The following is an 18,072-nucleotide window of genomic DNA, read 5'->3' as shown; positions in this document are numbered from 1 at the left end:
ATTTAACCTTGAATGTCTATTGACCCTTATCAATGAAAGTCTATAGTTAAGAGTACCAATCGAAGAGCAGAAGGGCACCTGTTCCGGTCAGACACAGATCAGTAGTGGTGGTCTAAAACCTAGATGAGGAAAGGAGAAGACGATGACGCGGGAAGAAGCTTACGCACAATGCAACCAGGACTCCTATGTTGAGTTTTATGGTGGCCGCTGGATCGTCGTTCCGTTCGCCCAGGTTGAGCAGCCACAGTTCTTTGTCTGCTCGCCGTTGGCGCTGAGCGCCGCCAGGTAGCCCCTCCCCTCACGCTTCCGGGTGTGTTTTAGTAAAGCCATGGCCGATCCCATCGAGGACTATGCACTGCTGTCGGATCTCCTGACCGGGCCGTTGGTTTCCCGTAGCGGCAGCCTGGATTGGGCATGTTTCCCGAGGTTCGACTCCCCCGCGCAGTTCAGCGCCCTGGTGGGCACTGATGAACACGGACGGTGGTTGCTCGCCCCGGGTGACCCGGAAGCCGTGGTGACTAGCCGCTCATACGTTGATTCGACCTTCATCGTGGAAACACACTGGCGTACGTCCACGGGTTCCGTCCGGGTCACAGACTTCATGCCGGTAGGGCACACCACCTCGTCGGTTCTGCGCCGCATCACCGGGCTTGAGGGCGTGGTGGAAATGCACCAGGAACTGGTCATTCGTCCGGGCTACGCGAAGATCGTCCCCTGGACGCGACGAGTCCACGACCTTGATTCCGGCGGGACCATGCTCCAGGCCTTGGCCGGGCCGGACGCTTTGGCCCTTCGCGGCCCGCACCTTCCGGAACCGCACACACACGGTCACGCAGGAGGGTTCACGGTATCGGCGTCGGACATTGTCGACTTCGAGTTGACCTGGTTTCCGTCGCATCGTCCGGCGCCGGCAAGAATCGATGTGGACGCCGCCCTGCAGCAGGCCACTGCCTATTGGACAACGTGGGGCAGCCACTGCCGCTCCAACGGCGACTACGGAGAAGCCGTCAAGCGGTCCCTCTTGGTCCTGCGTGCCCTGACGAACTACGAAACGGGCGGGATTGTCGCCGCCCCCACAACCTCCCTCCCGGAGGAATTTGGCGGCTCCAGGAACTGGGACTACCGGTTTTGCTGGTTGCGTGATGCTGCGTTGACCTTGGAATCGATGTTGACGCATGGCTACGAAACCGAAGCATTGCAGTGGCGTGACTGGCTGCTGCGGGCGCTGGCCGGCCAACCGGAGGACCTTCAGATCATGTACGGCATCGGAGGCGAACGGGACCTGCCGGAGCGGGTTCTCGATCATCTTCCGGGGTACGCAGATTCCCGGCCCGTGCGGATCGGAAATGCGGCCGTGGCACAGTTCCAGGCCGATGTGGTTGGCGAAGTCATGGTGGCTCTGGAAAGACTGCGTATGGCTGGCGGCAAGGAGGACCATTTCTCCTGGACCCTGCAACAGATCTTGCTGGGATTCGTCGAGAAACACCTTGATGACAAGGACTACGGCCTCTGGGAAATACGGGGTGAGCCACGGTTCTTCACCCATTCACGGGTGATGATGTGGGCCGCCTTCGACTGCGGCATTCGTGCAGTTCGAGATCACGGCCTTGACGGCCCGGCCGAGCATTGGGAGTACCTCCGCGAAAAGCTGCGCGAAGAGATCATGGACCGGGCCTTCAACCCTGGGCTCAATTCGTTTACCCAGACCTACGGCGGAACCCAAACGGACGCAGCCCTCCTGGTCATGCCCCAGGTTGGGTTCCTGCCGTACCGCCACGAACGGATGCTGGGTACGGTGGCACGCCTGGAAGACGAACTGCTGAACGACGGCGGCCTGCTGCTGCGATACAGGACGGAGACGGGTGTGGACGGCTTGGAACCCGGAGAACACCCCTTCCTGGCCTGCTCGTTCTGGCTGGTGGAACAGTACGCCCGAACAGGCAGGGAAGACGATGCCACACGCCTCATGGACCAGCTGGTGGGGCTCAGCAATGAACTTGGCCTGCTCAGCGAAGAGTACGACACAGAAGAAGGACGGATGGCCGGGAACTATCCCCAAGCCTTCTCGCATCTGGCCTTGGTCCGCGCTGCGGATGCGCTCCACGGTGTGGACTTACTCAGCCTGGCCAGGACCGTGTAAGTACGTCACCCTGAGCGCTCCGGCACGGTTCCTGAGTGGGTTGACCCGCCGGAGGCGGCCGGTCAGGCGGCCGCGCCAGGTTCCAAGGGAAGCTCCCACACCTCGTCATTTCCGGCGTGGGAAAGAACTGCACCGGACGTGACATAGTCCCGGGCAGCGGGACCGATCATGCGCAGGCCCACGAGGACCCAGCCGCCGTCCTGACGGCCCCAACGGAGCCGATGCCGGCGCAAAGTGGAGAGGAATCGCGTTTCTGGTTCCCGCGCTATGTCGGTTATCCGACACCAGCTGATGTACAGGCCGTAGAGGGTATCGATATCCATGCCGTCGTCGGTGTCTTCTTCAATAACCAGGGATTCCTGGATAAAGCGCGCGAAATTGTCTGTGGCCATGACGGCCTCCAAGGGGGATGAAAGGCAGGAACCGCCGGGCTGCATCGGCGAAGAGCCTATCCCTCCACGCTACGCATACCTGTCCTGCATCACAAGGGCAGGAATAGACTGGTTCGACCATGACCGGTACCCCAGCCCGTCTCTTCGTCGGAGTCGCTGTTGCAGCGTTCCTGACGTCGGGCTGCTCACCGGCTGTCGACCTCCCCTCTCCCCCGCCCGCGCAGGCAGCCTCAGCCAGCCAGCCCGGTCCGGTCGAATCCGCAGCGGCCATGGCAGGCGACGCGTCACCCACCGCCGCGGCAACCCCGGCACCGCTTCCCGCGCCAACCCAGATAGCTGAACCGCAGCCCTTCACCTTCAACCTCTATGAGGACGGCGATTTCGTACCGCAGTACACCTTCGAGTGGTGCGTGGCCGCGAGCATCCAGATGGCACACAACCTGGTCCGGAAGGGCGGCGAGGGCACGTGGGCAGGGCAGGCCCAACAAGGCGAATTGTGGGAGATGGCCCGGGTGCGTTCGTCCAACGCCTTCAACGGTGCCAACCCCATGGGCTGGGCGGCGGTGCTTGGGGAGGTGGGCATGGGCCCCTACAAGGTGGTGAGCATTCCGGCTTACGAGGACGCACTGCGAACCGCTGCTCGGGCCATGGCCTACACCGGCAGGCCAGTTGGCCTGGTGATGTGGAGTGGACGCCACGCATGGGTGATGAGCGGGTTCGAGTCAGTAGGCGATCCCCGGTCGCATTCGGAGTTCCAGGTAACCGGCATCAGGGTCATGGATCCGCTGTACCCTTACGGCAGTGGCCAATGGGGCCCTTCACCTGCCCCTGACACGTTGCTGAATCCGGAACAATTGGCCACGCAGTTCGTGGTCCGCGAACCGCGGCGGTGGAGCACCGACCTGCCTACCGGCTACATGCTCGTCTTGCCGCAATAGCCGGGGTCCTAGAGGTCCACCGTCCCACTCTCGCCGACGCTCATCCGCGAATCGGAAACTTTGGACTTTACCCATTGAAGGACGGTGGCAGCGGTTCCGCCCGGAGTGGTCCAGTACTCCGCGGAGTCGGAGTCCACCCGAAGCAGGCAGACCTCAGGAGTTTCGGGGCCGTCAGGGAACCATGCTTCTACGGCCTGGTTCCAGAGTTCACGGATGGTAGTCCTGTCCGTGACCACTTCCGCGGTGCCGGCCACGGAGACCCACTCGGTGTTCTTGCCGAAGGAGACGTTGACCCTGCTGTCGCCCCGGATGTGGGCTACCTGCGAGGTGCCCAAGCCTGTAAAGAACCAGAGGTCACCGTCATCACGGACTTCCTGGACGGCCAAAGGGCGGCTGACCAATGCCCCTGATTCGTTGATGGTGGTCAACATGCCAATCTTGGTGTGGTTGATGATGTCCGTGACTTTTGCGATGCCCTGCTCTTCACTCATGGTTGCCTCATTCCACCGTTTGTCCGGGACCCTCCCGGCTTGCCAGCCTATTAGTAAGTTTACTTATTTACTAGTCGGGCAGGCGAAGGCGGCAGGTCACGGGCGTCCCGGGGGCGGTCCCTCGATCAGGGTGGGAACGTACTCGAGGAGTTGGGACCGCCCATCGAAGGTGCGACTCTCCACGAGTTCCAGGGCTACGTCCGGATATCCGTCGTAGATCCGCTCGCTCCCGGTCCGGCCGGTAATGACGGGAAAGACCACCAGCCGGTAACGGTCCACCAGTCCTGCAGACAGCAGTGACCGGGTCAGGCTGAGGCTGCCCAGGGTACTCAAGGTTCCCGTGCGGGTGCGCTTCAGCTCCCGGACGGCCTCCACGGCATCCCCACGTACAAGCTCGGTGTTTGGCCAGGCCAGCGGTTCCTCCACGGATTTGGAGAAGACGATTTTGGGCATAGCTGCCAACCCTGTCAGGCTTGCACCTTCGTCGTCGGAAAACCCTGAGCCTCCGTCCTCCGCCTGCTGGGAAAGGCCGGACATGACCTTATACGTGTTGGCCCCCATAAGAAGGGTGATGTCCTTTTTTCCTTCTTCGTCCAGCCAAGCCAAATATTCCGGTCCTTCCAGCCCCCACCAGCCGGGCCAGCCTTCGCCCGAGGCGTAGCCGTCCAAGGAAATGATGAGATCCACCATCAACTTGGCTGACGTTTTCTCCGCTGCACTTTCACCCATGGTTGGCTCCTCGATTGGCTGCGTTCGGGTGTGGTGGCGGCTATGCTACCGCCGCCGCCGTGCGCCCTTCAAGGACTCCCACCGCCAGGCCACCGCTGCCGGTTTCAGGCACTCCGATCCACGCGGGACCGCCACAGCAAGTAGACAAAGTAGGGCGCGCCCACCAGCGCCGTGGTGATGCCGGCGGGTATCTGGGCAGGGGCAATGATCGTGCGCCCGATGACGTCAGCCAGGACCACAGTGGAAGCGCCGATCAGGGCCGCCACCGGAAGGACGCGCGCGTGCCGCGCGCCCACCAAGGTGCGTGCAGCGTGAGGAGCCACGAGGCCCACGAAAGCAATGACGCCCACCGACGAAACCGCCCCGGCGGTCAGGAGCACTGCCACGGAGAGGAGAATCAACCGGGACCGCGTCAGTTGGATGCCAAGGACGCGGGGCGAATCGTCGTCCACGGCAATCAGGTCGAGGTCCCTCCGCAGGGCGGCCAGCACGGGCACGGCCATCACCAGCGCAAGCAGCGGAGGCAGGACCGACGCGAAGTTTCGCCCGTACGTTGACCCGGAAAGCCAGGTCAGAGCCTTGGTCTGGTTGAACGGATCCGTTGAAACGAGCAGGACGGTGATGATGGCTGCGAGTCCCGCGGAGACGCCGATTCCTATCAGGACAAGCCGGTTCTGCTGCAGGCCTCCGCGGAAGGACAGGCCAAAGACCAAGGCGGCGGACAACGCGGCGCCCAGCAAGGCCGAGCCGGTAACCACCCACGCTCCAGCCAGTGGTGCTGTGGTGATCACCGCAATGGCTGCCAAACCGCCGCCGCCCGAGACACCCAGGATGCCAGGCTCGGCCAAGGAGTTCCGGGAAACTGCCTGAATGAGGGCGCCGGCAAGGGCCAGCGCCGCACCCGCCAGGACCGCGGCCAGGACCCGCGGCATCCGGGTGCCCAGGATGGCATTGACCCGGTTTCCGGATTGCCCCGTTAACCAATTGGTCAGATCCCCCAGCAGCAATTTGGCATCGCCAAGCAAAGCTCCGGCCACCAGCAGCCCTGCCAGCAGCACCAGCAAGGCCACCAGGACGCCCCTGAAAAACCTGCGCGAGCGCAATCGTGCCAGGGCATCCCCGGCCGCGCTGAGACCGGCGTCGGTCATGCGCAACGCCAAGGCCACCAGGAACACTGCGCCAAAGACGGTGGTCACCGCGCCCGTTGGTACCTCGACGCCGGCCTGGGCGCCGAACAGCCCTCGTACGGCGACATCCGCGCCAACCACGACGATCGCCCCGGCCAACCCGGAAACGGGCAGGAGGGAACGGTGTCTGCCGAGGCCGCGGAGGCGGCTGGCCAGCAAGCGGACGATGGCCGGGGCACATAGCCCGACAAAACCGATGGGTCCCGCGATGGTCACCGCCGCTGCGGACAGGACAACAGCCAGCACGACGGCGGCCACTCGGGCGACGCGCGGATCCGCGCCCGCCAGCCTCGAGGCATCGTCTCCCAAGCCCAGGAGGTCAAGCCTGCGGGACAGTACCAGGAGCAAGGCGACAGCAACCACTACCACCGGCGTGAACTGCAGCAATTCATCACTGCGGGACTGGGCAAGGCTTCCTTGTCCCCAGGCGTACAGCCCGGTTGTTTGCTGGCTGAAAAGCAGCAGGAGGGCGCTGGTCGCCGAATGAAGCCCCAGCGCCAGCGCTGTCCCTGCAAGGACCAGGCGAATGGGGCCACCGTTGCCGTTGGCTCCACCACCGGAGAGCGCCAGCACGAGCACGGCTGCGGCGAGGCCGCCAAGGAAGGCAACTCCACCGGACAAGAGCGCGGGCAAGGTCAAGCCGAACGCCGCTACGCCTACGATCGCGAAATGCGCGCCGGCGTTGACTGCCAAGGTATCCGGTGATGCCAGGACGTTACGGGTTGCCGATTGCAGTGCAGCCCCGGCAACGCCCAGGGCGACGCCCACCAGGAGGCCTGCGACAAGTCGGGGCACGCGGGAGGCGATCAACACCGCTGTCGCCTGGTCCGAGCCGCTGCCGGTGAGCATCCCCAGCAACTTGTCAGGGCCGACGTCGGCCGTCCCTTGCGTCAGGTGGATCAGCGAAAAGGCCACCAGGAGCAGCAGGCCGGCCACGGCGGCGAGGACGGTTCCGGACCAGCGCCGGGAACCTGCAGGAGCGGGGGCGGGAGCGCCCGCCACGGCCGTGGCAGCGGTCATGGCGGGCCTCCGTGCTGTTTGGGTCATGATGCGGCGGTGCTATTTGGTGAGGGATGCCACCAGGGCGTCGACGTACTGCGTCATCGAAGCCGGGCCACCGAACATCCAGATGCCGTCCGGCAGGCGGTGGACGCTTCCGGAAGCGACGAACGGAAGGGACTTCCAGACCGCATTGTTGGTCAGCTCATCGGTGAAGTCGCCGTCGGCGTTGTTGGTGATGTAGGCAAAGCTGTCAGCGTTGATGGCAGTCAATCCCTCGACGTCGGTGGACGCCAGGCCGTATGCGGGATCGCCTTCCATGGGCCAGGGGCTGACCAGGCCAAGTTCGGTGTTGATGTCTGCCAGCAGTGATCCCTTGACGTACGGCCGGACAGAAACCTTGCCGTCGGCCACCCAACCGTCGGCGAAGGCCACGCGCTTTCCTGCGAGCCCGGCCTTTTCAAGGTCGGCCTTGCCCTTTGCCACCGCTGCATCGAACGCGGCGATGGCTTCATCGGCCTTCTTCTCCGTGCCTGTTGCCTTGGCGACGAGCTTGAGGTTGTCCTCTGCCTGGGCGATCTGGCGGCTCGCGTCGGCGGACTTGACCACCACAACGGGAGCGAGCTCCTCAAGCTGCTTGATGACCGGGTCGGCCAGGTCTGTGGTGGCGACAATCAGGTCGGGATCCAGGGAAGCGATGGTGTCGAAGCTGGGTTCGCTGCGGGTTCCGATGTCCTTGGGCGTGCTGTCCAGCTTGCCGGCCGTGACCCAGGCACTGTAACCCTTGACGTCGGCCACACCCACGGGCATGACGCCGAGCGTCGTGAGGTTTTCCACGACGTTCCATTCGGTGCCGACTACGCGCTTGGCGGGTCCGTCGAGTTTGACCTCCGTACCGCGGGCGTCGGTCACGGTGATGGCACCGCCGCCTGCGGCGCCACTGGAGGCCGAACCGGCAGGTGCTTCTGTAGTGCCGCAGCCGGTGAGGAGAAGCGCGGCAGCAGCCGTAGCGGCCAAAGCCTTGGGGATTTTCATGGACGCATGGTCCTTTCCTTGGTGAGGGGTTGGGTTTCGCTGTGCCGGCCCACTGCGCGGGTGCGCAGCCTTCCGGTCAGCGGATCAGTATGGGTAACGATGGGGATGGAATAGACCTCGCTGAGGAGGGCGGGGTCGAGGGCCTCGTGTGCAGGACCCGCCGCAGCGATGCGGCCTTTGGAGAGCACTACCACCTGGTCGGCCAACGCCGCGGCCTCGTCGAGGTCGTGCAACACGACGCCGACGGCTACGCCATGGACGCGGGCGAGGTCGAACACCAGATCGAAGATTTCCACCTTGTAGCGAAGGTCCAAATGGTTCGTCGGTTCGTCGAGCAGAAGCACCGAGGTGTCCTGGGCCAGGCAGCTCGCCAGCCACACGCGCTGGAGCTGCCCTCCCGAAAGCTCGTGGACTCCCCTGCCGGCCAAGTCGCCGACGCCGGTGAGCAGCATGGCGCGTTCGACGGCGGCAGCCCCCTCGGGGTCGGCGGCCCGCCACCGTCCGCGGTACGGATGGCGGCCGAATTCGACCACGTCACGGACGCTCAGGCCGTGGGGCACCGGGCGGCTCTGCGAGAGCAACGTCACGTGGCGGGCGAAATCGCTGCGCTTCATCATGAGGGCATCAACTGCCTCACCGTCCGAGGGGCTGACGGTAACACTTCCCGACGATGTGGCATGCAAACGTGCCAAGGCCCGCAGCAACGTGGACTTTCCGCTGCCGTTGGGGCCCACCAGGGCGACTATCCGCCCGGGCTCCAGGTTAAGGCCCGCACCGTGGACCACGTCCTTGGCGCCGTAGCGCAGCACAAGGTCGTGGGCCTCGAGGCCGGCCTGTTTTCCCTGCTCAAACACAGTTTGCTCAATCACAGATGGAAGATTAGCTTAGCCTTACCTTATTTAAGAAAACGGCGGCTTCATCTGTTATCGAGGTCACACCCAGGCCTGGTGGTGGCATCATTACGTGCATGTCTTCTGACCAGCTCCCTACAGTCCAGCGCCTTCGTCCCCAAGGGCTCGTGAACAGCCCTGCTTTCAGCCATGTCGCGATCGTGCCGCCTGGCGTAACCACCATTTACGTGGGAGGCCAGAATGCTGTGGATGCGGACGGCCACCTCGTTGGACAGGACGATGTTGCAGTACAGTCGGCCCGTGCCTTGGCCAACGCCCGCACCGCCTTGGCCGCAGCCGGAGCAACCCTTTCCGACGTGGTGCAGTGGACCGTGCTCTTTGTGGACGGTGCGGACCTCGGGGCGGGATACGGCGCCATCGCTTCCGAGCTTGCGTCGGATGAACCACCGCTGGTCATGGCCGCACGGGTGGCTGGCCTCGGTGTTCCCGGGGCGCTGGTGGAGATCAGTGCGGTAGCCGCCGTCGTGCACTGACTGTTACGTGAGGGTGCCGCGAGGTGCCTTCGGCAACTCCTCTGGTTCACGGGTCCGAACGTTGCTAGCGTGACGCCATGAGTCCGTCAAAGACCCCGCCCGAGATCCTGGCCATCGACGACTGGGATGTCAGCATTTCAAGTCCGGACAAGGTGGTATTTCCGGAACCGGGGATCACCAAGCTGGACTTGGTGCGGTACTACCTTGCCGTCGCGGAAGGAGCATTGCGCGGTGCGGGCGGCCGTCCGATGGTCCTCAAGCGCTTCCCCAAGGGCATCAACGCCGAGCCGTTCTTCCAAAAACGGGTTCCTGAGAACCATCCACCCTTCATCGACACGGCAACCCTGCATTATTCGTCCGGGACCTCGGCGGAGGAAGCGGTCATCCGGGATGCTGCAGGATTGGCGTGGGTGGTGAACCTGGGGTGCCTCGACCTCAATCCGCATCCTGTACGCGCCGAGGACCTTGACCACCCGGACGAGCTGAGGATCGATTTGGATCCCATGCCGGGAGTGGATTGGTCCCAAATCGTGGATGTTGCTTACGTTGCGGGGGAAGTGCTGGAGGACGTTGGATTGGTGGGATGGCCCAAAACCAGCGGATCCCGGGGTTTGCACATCCTGGTCCGGATTGCGCCGGACCACGACCACAAGCACGTGCGCCTCGCCGCCGAAACGCTCGCCCGGGAAGTGGAGATCCGGGCGCCCGGACTCGCCACTGCCCGATGGTGGAAGGAGGAGCGCGGAGAGAGCGTCTTCGTTGACTTCAACCAAAACGCCAAGGACCGGACGGTGGCCTCCGCCTACTCGGTGCGGCCGCTCCCCGACGCCAGGGTCTCCACTCCCCTTACCTGGGACGAGCTGGCGACGGCCAGGCCCGGCCAATTCACCGTGTTGACCGTACCGGCGCGCTTCGCGAAACAAGGGGATCCCCATGCAGGGATCGATGGCGCTGCAGGTAGCCTGGACCGGCTCCTCGCCTTGGCCGCCGAGCTGGGACCGGCTGAGAAAGCTCCGCGTTCGGGTGATGGTTCGGGACGGCGGCAGTCGGTCATGCCGCTCATTGAAGTGGCCCGGACCAAGACCAAGGCCGAAGCCCTCGAAGCGCTGGAAGAGTGGAAGGCGCGCCACGCAGCTGTTGTGGCGGAGTTGCACCCCGCCGATGTCCTGGTGGACGGCATGCGCGGCTCAAGCTCCCTGTGGTACCGCGTCCGCATCAACCTCCAGCACGTTCCGGAGGCACAACGCCCGGAGCAGGAAGAGCTGATCGCCAACTACGATCCCTGGGCCGGAAAGGAATGGCCCGGCCGGCCCGGAGCGTGAGCCCGGTCCCCTTGTTCCGCTAGTGCCGTGGGATGTTGCGGAGGTTGCTCCGGGCCATGCTGACCGCCTCCCCTGCCCCACGGTTCAGCACCACCTTGGACATTGCGGTGGCGAAGCCGATGACCTGGGAGCCCGAAATCTTGGGCGGGAGGGACAACGCCTGCGGGTCGGTGATCAGCTCAACCAGCGACGGCCCGGGGTGGGCGAATGCCGAGCGGTACGCCCCTTCAATGTCCGCGGGGTCCGTAACCCGGACAGCATGGAATCCCAAGGCGGCGGCCACTGCCGCATAGTTGACGTCGGGAACGTCAACGCCGAAGTCAGGCAGGCCGTCCACCAGCATCTCCAGCTTCACCATGCCCAGCGTGGAGTTGTTGAACACCACCACGTTCACCGGAAGCTTGAGCGCGGCGACCGTGATGAGTTCCCCCAGCAACATGGAGAGGCCGCCGTCCCCCGAAACCGAGACCACCTGGCGTTCCGGGAACGCCACTTGCGCTCCGATGGCGTGCGGCAGGGCGTTCGCCATGGAGCCGTGGAGGAAGGAGCCGATCAGTCTGCGCGTGCCCAGGGGGTTGATGTACCGGGCCGTCCACACATTGCACATTCCGGTGTCGGCAGTAAAGATGGCGTCTTCGGCCGCCGTCTGGTCCAGCAGCGATGCCGCGTACTCCGGGTGGATCGGTTGCTTTTTCTCCACTTTCCGCGTGTAGGCACCCACGGCTTTGTTCATCAAGCGATCGTGCTTCTTGAGCATCTGGTCCAGGAAACGTCGGTTGGTCTTCGGCTTCACCAGGGGCAGCAGGGCGGTGAGGGTAGGCAGGACATCGCCGTGTACGGCGAGATCGACGTCGGTCCGTCTCCCCAGCCGCTGTGCTGCCCTGTCCACCTGGGCCGTGCGGGTGTCCGGCAGGAACTGGTCGTAGGGGAAATCGGTCCCGAGAAGGATCAGCAGGTCAGCGTCCTCGATTCCCTCCGCTGCCGCGCCATATCCAAGCAGTCCCGTCATGCCGATATCGAACGGGTTGTCGTACTGGACGAAGTCCTTGCCCCGCAGGGAGTGTCCAATGGGCGCCTTGGCGAGTTCGGCCAGCGCGATCAGCTCACTGTGCGCTCCCTCAACGCCCGCCCCGGCGAAAATGGCGACCTTGCCGGCGTCGTTGATGGCATCGGCGAGCCCCTGCACGCTCGTGGGATCGGGGATCAGGGAGGCAGGGCGGAAGGTGGCCGGCAGGGGCGAGGGCGCTGTGGCTTCGAGGCCGGCAATATCGCCCGGGAGTGTTACGACGGCCACTCCGCCGAGTGCCAGCGCACTCTGGATGGCGCTGTGCATGACCCTTGGGGCCTGTTCGGCCGTGCTGATCAGTTCCGAGTAGACGGAACACTCATTGAACAGCCGGTCAGGGTGGGTTTCCTGGAAGAATCCGCTGCCGATCTGCTTGCTGGGTATGTGGGAAGCGATGGCCAGTACCGGAGCGCCTGTCCGGTTGGCGTCATAGAGGCCGTTGATCAGGTGAAGGTTGCCGGGACCGCAGGAGCCAGCACACACTGCCAGCTTCCCGGTCAGCTGCGCGTCCGCGGCCGCAGCGAACGCGGCTGCCTCCTCGTGGCGCACGTGGATCCAGTCGATGCCGCCTTTTGCGGATCCTCCGGTTTGCCGGACGGCATCCACCAGGGGGTTCAGGCTGTCACCCACAATCCCGTAGATCCGCTGCACCCCCGCAGCCTGGAGTTGTTCAATGAGCTGGGTGGCGAGTTCCTTGGCCATGTGTGCAGACTCCCCTGTTTTGCTTGGTGGCTGACAGGGCCAATATAGCCGCCTTCGCTCAACGGTGTTCCGGCCGCGTCTACGGCAGTTCAGTCAGCGCGGATCCTTTGTGGGCTGCGTGGGCGCCCGTTTTCGCGGATTCCACGACGTATTGCGGCTCATCTTCGCTGGCCCGGTGGGTGTTGCCATCAAGCTGAAAATCGCTCGTCTTCTTTTCCACGATCTTGCCGTGCGTCTTGCCTTGGGAGGTGTTCCATTCCACTCGTGTTCCCTTGCTCAGTGCCATGGTGTTCCTTTGCTTGGTCTGGACAGTCCGGGCCTGGATAGCTGGAAGGCGCACCTGTGGGGGCCTTCGCAGACGACGCTAGTGGAGTTGGGCTGGGGGCGGAAGCTCCCTTGACGAAGCGGCAGCCCCCAGCAGCAGTTCCGTCATTTCTGTTGGAGGCATATGCGGGTGCAATGGCAGCCTCTTCCTGCGCAACGTGGGGTGCCATAGTGTGGGGCATCCAGCCTGCGGGAGGGTGCAGGGGAATCGGTGGAAGGGAACGCTGGGATGTTGGTCTGTGGAACCTGTGGGGTTGAGCGCGAGGAGCCCACGCCGGAGCTGTGCCCTATCTGTGCCGACGAGCGGCAGTACGTCCTGGAGGAAGGCCAGCGGTGGCTTGGCCTTGACGGGCTGGCGGCGGCTGGTCATCGGGTGGTGTTTGGAGAAAACGAGCCGGGCCTTTGGGGTATTCGGGTAGAACCCAAAGTTGGCATTGGACAGACATCCCAATGGGTTGTCACTCCGGAGGGGTCCGTGATCTGGGACCCGGTTGGCTATGTGGATGACGCCGCCGTGCGGGCCGTGCTTGATCGCGGGCCCGTCCTGGCAATTGCGGCGAGCCATCCGCACATGTTCGGTGTGCAGGTGGAGTGGTCCCGCAGGCTTGGTGGAGTTCCCATCCTGGTGCCGGAGATTGATCGGCAATGGCTGGGCCGCGATGACCCGAACGTTGTTTCGTGGGCGGGGAGCCGGCGCCTCGCGGAGGGGCTGACGCTCCATCAGGCCGGAGGCCACTTTCCGGGCAGTGCCGTGGTGCATTGGGCGGCCGGAGCTGACGGGAGGGGCGTTCTGCTGACGGGCGATACGGTGTTCCCCAACCCGGACCGCCGATCGGTAGCTTTCATGCGCAGTTACCCAAACCATCTTCCCTTGTCCGGCACAGTGGCGTTGCGCCTGGCGGAGGATCTGGGTGGGCTTGAGTTCGACCGCATGTACGGAAACTTCAACAACGTCATTGCATCCGGAGCGAAGGCAGTGCTGAGGAAGTCTGCCGAGAGGCATGCCGCGTGGGCGCGGGGGGATTTCGACCATCTGACGTAGCGCGGCCTGGCGTCCGCCCCGGGCGGAGAAGTTACACGCCGGAAACTTCCGCTTGATGGATCGGAAACGCCATGTGGGTTGAATGTCAGTTATCAATGTTTCATGACATGATCCACGAAGGAGTACCAATGTCCACCGAGATCAACTTCCGCTACCTCAGCGAACCCGACATGATCGACGCCGGCGTCGGCGACCTGGTCCGCTGCACCGACGTCATGGAGGAAGCCCTTGTCCTGCTCCGGCAAGGCGATTACCGGATGGCCGGCGAGAACGGCAACTCCCACGGGGCCATGATCACGTTCCCCGCAGCCCCCGAATTCACAGGGATGCCCAAGGACGGCCCGGACCGCCGCTTCATGGCCATGCCCGCCTACCTTGGTGGACGCTTCGGTACCTCCGGGGTGAAGTGGTACGGCTCCAACACCGAAAACCGCGGCAAGGGCCTCCCCCGCTCCATCCACGTGTTCGTCCTGAACGACAGCGACACCGGCGCCCCGTTGGCCATCATGAGCGCCAACCTACTCAGCGCGTACCGCACCGGTGCCGTTCCCGGCGTCGGGGTCAAGCACCTTGCCAAGGCCGACGCGAAGGTCGCCGCCGTCGTCGGTCCCGGCGTGATCGCCCGCTCCGTCCTCTCGACCACCCTGGCCCTTCGCCCCTCCATCGACACCCTCTACGTCAAGGGCCGCAGCGAAGGCAGCACCCAGGCGTTCGTCGACTGGGCCCAGGCCACCTTCCCCCAGCTCACCAAGGTTGCCCCGGCTGCAACCATTGAGGACGCGATCTCCGACGCCGACGTCGTCATGGCCACCACCTCCACCGACGCCGCCGGCAGCGAGGCCTTCCCCTACTTCCCCAAGCACGCCATCAAGCCCGGCGCCCTGTTGCTCCTGCCTGCCGCGGCACGCTTCGATGACGACTTCCTCCAAGGCGACGCCCGCCTGGTCATCGACGCCGAAGGCCTCTACCAGGCCTGGCTCGAAGAATACGGCCCCACCGCCTACCAGATCCTGGGCATCCCGGGATCCCATTGGTTCGGGCTCCTTGAAGAAGGGAAGCTCCCGGCCTCAAAGATCGAAGAAATCGCCGACATCGCCACCGGCAAACTCCCCGCACGCCGCGACGACGAAGAAATCATCCTCTACTCCGTCGGCGGCATGCCCATCGAAGACGTCGCCTGGGCCACCGAGCTCTACCGCACCGCCGACGAAAAGAACATCGGCACCGTCCTGAACCTCTGGGAAACCCCCGCCCTCGCATAACCCCTCCAGACCTGCGTTGGGGGCGGCAGTCACCCGCCCCCAACGCACACCAACACACCCAACCCCATCCACCGCACCCAACAAGAACCGTTCGAAAGGGGTTTCCCATGGATACGGGAAATGTCGCCTGGCTGCTGGTCAGCTCGGCCCTGGTTTGTCTCATGATCCCCGCCCTGGCCCTCTTCTACGGAGGAATGGTCGGCTCCAGACGCATCCTGAACATGATGATGATGTGCTTCGGCGGCGTCAGCATCGTCGCCGTCCTCTGGGCCGCGTTCGGCTACTCCGCGGTGTTCGGGAACTCCCTCGGCGGCGCCGGGCTGCTCGGTGACCCCACCCAGTACCTCGGACTGGAACAACTCCTTGCCGAGGACCCCAACGCCGCCATCCCACCGGCCCTGTTCGCCGCGTTCCAGCTCTTCTTCGCCGGCATCACCACCGCCATCATTGCCGGCGCCGCAGCTGGACGCATGAAGTTCGGCGCGTGGATGCTGTTCGCCGCACTCTGGGCAACAGTGGTCTACCTCCCCGTCGCCCACTGGGTCTTCGCCCTGAACTCTCCCGACGGCAGCATCACCGGCGGCTGGATCCTCAACGGGCTCAAAGCCATCGACTTCGCCGGTGGCACAGCAGTTCACATCAACGCAGGCGTCGCCGCGCTCGCTCTCTCACTGGTCCTTGGCCGAAGCGCCGGATGGCCCAAGAGCGAACACGTCCGCCCCCACAGCAGGCCCCTGGTCCTCGTCGGTGCAGGACTCCTCTGGGTCGGCTGGTACGGCTTCAATGCCGGGTCAGCGCTCGCAGCCGGGAACACAGCCTCCGTCGTCTTCTTGACCACCTCAGTGGCAGGTGCCGCTGCGCTCCTGGGCTGGATCGCCGTCGAGCGCCTCCGCCGCGGGCGCGCCAGCAGCATCGGCGCCGCCTCCGGGCTGGTGGCCGGTCTTGTTGCCATCACTCCTGCGTGCGGCGCAGTCAGCCCGATCGGTGCCATCGCCATCGGAGCCATCGCCGGTGCGGTGTGTTCGCTGGCGGTGGAGTGGAAGTTCCGCCTGGGCTTCGACGACTCCCTGGACGTGGTGGGAGTGCACTTGGTGGGTGGCGTCATTGGCACGTTGCTGATTGGCGTCTTCGCCACCGAAGCAGCTCCGAACAAGGCGGTCGGACTGCTCTACGGCGGCGGTTTTGACCTCCTCGGCACCCAGGCCCTCGCTACGGGAGCCGTGTTGCTGTACTCCTTCGCCGCAACCTGGCTCGTGGCAAAACTCGTTCAGGTGACCGTGGGACTGCGCATCCGGCCGGAAGACGAACTGCGCGGCATCGACATTGCTGCCCACGCCGAAGAGGCCTACCTGGTGGATGAAGAGCCCGAAATGCTCGGCTCCCCCTCCCGTTCCTAAAGCGCGTCGCGTTCATGAAGAGGGCGGCCTGGAGAATCATCCAGGCCGCCCTCTTCATGCACTTTCAGCGGGCTGCAACCGCGAGGAAGCGAATAGGCAGCTCCACCAGACGCAGCGGACCGTGCGGACCTTCGCCCTCGAAGACCAACGAATCCCCGGTGGCGAGCTCGTACTCGTAAGACCCGTGCCCGTAGACCATCCGACCTTCGAGCATGTAAATGAACTCCGTTCCGGGGTGCTGGAACTGCGGAAAGACATCGGAAGCACTGGTCAGCGTTACGAGGCTGGGCTCAATGGCGTGCTCGCGGCGCTTGAGTGAACCGAGGGAACGGTACTCATGGCCGTGCCGGGTACCGCTCCTGACCGTGACGCTTCCTTCCCCGGCCCGGGTCAGGGTGGCTTCGCGTTCGGTGTCCGCGCCTTGGAACAGCGCCGTCACCGGTACGTTCAAGCCTTGGGCCAGGCGCTGCAGGGTAGTCAACGAACACGAAGTGCTGGCCGACTCGATCTTCGAGATCATCGCCTTGGACAAACCTGTGCGGTTCGCCAGTTCCGCTGCCGACATCCCTGCGTCCACCCTGTGCCGTTTCACCTGGACAGCGATAACGCCCTCCAAGGCGCCGAGAGCGGCTTCTGATTCCTGGTGCCCTACGGTTTCTTCGGCCTTTTCCGCCCGCCCAGTTGTCATGCGTTTGAGTATAGATGCGTCCCGCCCACACCTTAGGCGGCAGGCCGCCACATAATGGCCGAGCGGAGGTCCTTTGCGACCTCAGTCGGGTTGGGCGCTGCGTGAATAGCGGCACCGACGACGGCGACATCCGCGCCCGCCTGCTGAACGGCGTCGATGGTACGTGGCTTGACGCCACCGGCAACCGAAAACGGTACGCCGGATGCGACACCGGCACGGACCAGCGCATCCAAGTCGAATCCCGGGGCTCGCTGCTCGTCCAGGCCACCGGTCATCTCCACGAATGATGCACCCAGGCCCCAGACTTCCTTGGCACGGGCAACCTTGTCCGCGACGCCGATCAGGTCAACTACTACACCCTTGTTCCGGGCTTTTGCGGCTTTGACGGCACCTGCGATGGTGGAGTCGTCCGCGGCACCAAGCACAGTGACCAGATCCGCGCCGGCGCTGAATGCCAGGTCGGCTTCCAGCCCACCCGCGTCCATGGTCTTCATGTCAGCAAAGACGATTTTGTCCGGATGGGCTTCCTTGACGGCCGTGATGACCGCAAGCCCCTCGCACTTAATCAGGGATGTCCCTAGTTCGATGATGTCCACATACCTGGCGACTTTGCCAGCCAGTTCGAGCGCGGCTTCGGTGGTGAGGAGGTCGATGGCTACCTGAAGTTTCATGAGGTGGCTCCTAAAGGGGATACGGCTGTGGAAATGAAACCGGTCCCCGGAGCGGCAGCGGACGACTTTGCCGCTGCCGCACCGGGGACCGGAAGTTTGAAACGGACGTGGCGCGGAGCCGTGGTGGCTCCGCGCCGGCGCCCTTGCGTACTTACTTGCTTCCGTGCGGGTGCTGGTTCCCGTTGTGGCAGCAGGTGTCGCTGTCACTTGTTTGGGTGGTGCTGGTGGTGGTGGGGAGGTTGAGGGTGGGGTTTTGGTTGAAGAAGCCGTGGGGTTCGAGCATGAAGCCGATGTTTTGGCGGG

At 64.3% G+C, this 18,072-nt stretch carries 18 protein-coding genes; 8 read left to right on the top strand and 10 right to left on the bottom strand.

Annotated elements, in window-relative coordinates:
• The first annotated feature begins 142 nt into the window (after positions 1-142).
• A complete protein-coding gene (locus ACIQT2_RS00090; RefSeq protein ID WP_400332545.1) occupies positions 143-289 on the top strand; it encodes a hypothetical protein in 147 nt (48 codons plus the stop codon).
• Between the two features lie 39 nt (positions 290-328).
• A complete protein-coding gene (locus tag ACIQT2_RS00085) occupies positions 329-2,140 on the top strand; it encodes a glycoside hydrolase family 15 protein (RefSeq protein ID WP_402942376.1) in 1,812 nt (603 codons plus the stop codon).
• 62 nt (positions 2,141-2,202) lie between these two features.
• On the opposite strand, the gene ACIQT2_RS00080 is transcribed toward ACIQT2_RS00085, so the two are convergent.
• Complete coding sequence (locus ACIQT2_RS00080) at positions 2,203-2,532, bottom strand: hypothetical protein (protein WP_402942373.1); 330 nt, start codon at positions 2,530-2,532, stop codon at positions 2,203-2,205.
• A 119-nt stretch (positions 2,533-2,651) separates the two neighbouring features.
• On the opposite strand from ACIQT2_RS00080, the gene ACIQT2_RS00075 reads away from it, so the two are divergent.
• Positions 2,652-3,470: a hypothetical protein gene (locus tag ACIQT2_RS00075; RefSeq protein ID WP_402942371.1), complete on the top strand. Its 819-nt coding sequence runs from the start codon at positions 2,652-2,654 to the stop codon at positions 3,468-3,470.
• Between the two features lie 8 nt (positions 3,471-3,478).
• On the opposite strand, the gene ACIQT2_RS00070 is transcribed toward ACIQT2_RS00075, so the two are convergent.
• From ACIQT2_RS00070 to ACIQT2_RS00050, 5 genes are all read right to left on the bottom strand, one after another.
• The gene (locus ACIQT2_RS00070; RefSeq protein ID WP_400332555.1) at positions 3,479-3,961 is read right to left on the bottom strand and encodes a pyridoxamine 5'-phosphate oxidase family protein; all 483 of its coding nucleotides are present in this window, start codon (positions 3,959-3,961) and stop codon (positions 3,479-3,481) included.
• Positions 3,962-4,057: 96 nt separating this feature from the next.
• A complete protein-coding gene (locus tag ACIQT2_RS00065; protein ID WP_402942368.1) occupies positions 4,058-4,690 on the bottom strand; it encodes a dihydrofolate reductase family protein in 633 nt (210 codons plus the stop codon).
• A 104-nt stretch (positions 4,691-4,794) separates the two neighbouring features.
• Positions 4,795-6,924 carry an iron ABC transporter permease gene (locus ACIQT2_RS00060; protein ID WP_402942365.1) on the bottom strand — a complete coding sequence of 710 codons (2,130 nt, stop codon included), beginning with the start codon at positions 6,922-6,924 and terminating at the stop codon, positions 4,795-4,797.
• A gap of 12 nt (positions 6,925-6,936) precedes the next feature.
• On the bottom strand, positions 6,937-7,911 hold the full coding sequence (locus ACIQT2_RS00055; RefSeq protein ID WP_402942362.1) for an ABC transporter substrate-binding protein: 975 nt from the start codon (positions 7,909-7,911) through the stop codon (positions 6,937-6,939).
• A complete protein-coding gene (locus tag ACIQT2_RS00050; RefSeq protein ID WP_402942360.1) occupies positions 7,908-8,780 on the bottom strand; it encodes an ABC transporter ATP-binding protein in 873 nt (290 codons plus the stop codon). Before ACIQT2_RS00050 ends, ACIQT2_RS00055 begins: the two co-directional genes overlap by 4 nt.
• Before the next feature lie 98 nt (positions 8,781-8,878).
• Between ACIQT2_RS00050 and ACIQT2_RS00045 the strand changes: the two genes are divergently transcribed.
• Together ACIQT2_RS00045 and ligD are read left to right on the top strand one after the other, a co-directional pair.
• A complete protein-coding gene (locus tag ACIQT2_RS00045; protein WP_402942358.1) occupies positions 8,879-9,295 on the top strand; it encodes a Rid family hydrolase in 417 nt (138 codons plus the stop codon).
• Positions 9,296-9,372: 77 nt separating this feature from the next.
• Positions 9,373-10,617 (top strand): non-homologous end-joining DNA ligase, encoded by a 1,245-nt coding sequence (ligD, locus tag ACIQT2_RS00040; RefSeq protein ID WP_402942355.1) that lies wholly within the window; start codon positions 9,373-9,375, stop codon positions 10,615-10,617.
• Positions 10,618-10,636: 19 nt separating this feature from the next.
• On the opposite strand, the gene ACIQT2_RS00035 is transcribed toward ligD, so the two are convergent.
• Both ACIQT2_RS00035 and ACIQT2_RS00030 read right to left on the bottom strand, forming a co-directional pair.
• A complete protein-coding gene (locus ACIQT2_RS00035) occupies positions 10,637-12,385 on the bottom strand; it encodes a pyruvate dehydrogenase (protein WP_400332574.1) in 1,749 nt (582 codons plus the stop codon).
• Between the two features lie 79 nt (positions 12,386-12,464).
• Positions 12,465-12,671 (bottom strand): DUF2945 domain-containing protein, encoded by a 207-nt coding sequence (locus ACIQT2_RS00030; RefSeq protein ID WP_400332577.1) that lies wholly within the window; start codon positions 12,669-12,671, stop codon positions 12,465-12,467.
• 267 nt (positions 12,672-12,938) lie between these two features.
• Between ACIQT2_RS00030 and ACIQT2_RS00025 the strand changes: the two genes are divergently transcribed.
• The 3 genes from ACIQT2_RS00025 to ACIQT2_RS00015 all read left to right on the top strand — a co-directional run bounded on the left by ACIQT2_RS00025 (position 12,939) and on the right by ACIQT2_RS00015 (position 16,410).
• A complete protein-coding gene (locus ACIQT2_RS00025) occupies positions 12,939-13,751 on the top strand; it encodes an MBL fold metallo-hydrolase (RefSeq protein WP_402942352.1) in 813 nt (270 codons plus the stop codon).
• 128 nt (positions 13,752-13,879) lie between these two features.
• Positions 13,880-15,013 carry a tyramine oxidase subunit B gene (locus tag ACIQT2_RS00020; RefSeq protein ID WP_402942349.1) on the top strand — a complete coding sequence of 378 codons (1,134 nt, stop codon included), beginning with the start codon at positions 13,880-13,882 and terminating at the stop codon, positions 15,011-15,013.
• A gap of 107 nt (positions 15,014-15,120) precedes the next feature.
• The gene (locus tag ACIQT2_RS00015) at positions 15,121-16,410 is read left to right on the top strand and encodes an ammonium transporter (protein WP_402942346.1); all 1,290 of its coding nucleotides are present in this window, start codon (positions 15,121-15,123) and stop codon (positions 16,408-16,410) included.
• Positions 16,411-16,474: 64 nt separating this feature from the next.
• Here ACIQT2_RS00015 and ACIQT2_RS00010 read toward each other — a convergent pair whose 3' ends face one another.
• Together ACIQT2_RS00010 and hxlA are read right to left on the bottom strand one after the other, a co-directional pair.
• Complete coding sequence (locus tag ACIQT2_RS00010; protein WP_402942343.1) at positions 16,475-17,098, bottom strand: helix-turn-helix domain-containing protein; 624 nt, start codon at positions 17,096-17,098, stop codon at positions 16,475-16,477.
• Positions 17,099-17,130: 32 nt separating this feature from the next.
• A complete protein-coding gene (gene hxlA, locus ACIQT2_RS00005; protein ID WP_402942340.1) occupies positions 17,131-17,769 on the bottom strand; it encodes a 3-hexulose-6-phosphate synthase in 639 nt (212 codons plus the stop codon).
• Positions 17,770-18,072: the final 303 nt, after the last annotated feature.

The sequence above is a fragment of the Paenarthrobacter sp. NPDC090522 genome, from assembly GCF_044769225.1.
Lineage (GTDB): Bacteria > Actinomycetota > Actinomycetes > Actinomycetales > Micrococcaceae > Arthrobacter.
This window is presented reverse-complemented; position numbering and strand designations above follow the sequence as displayed.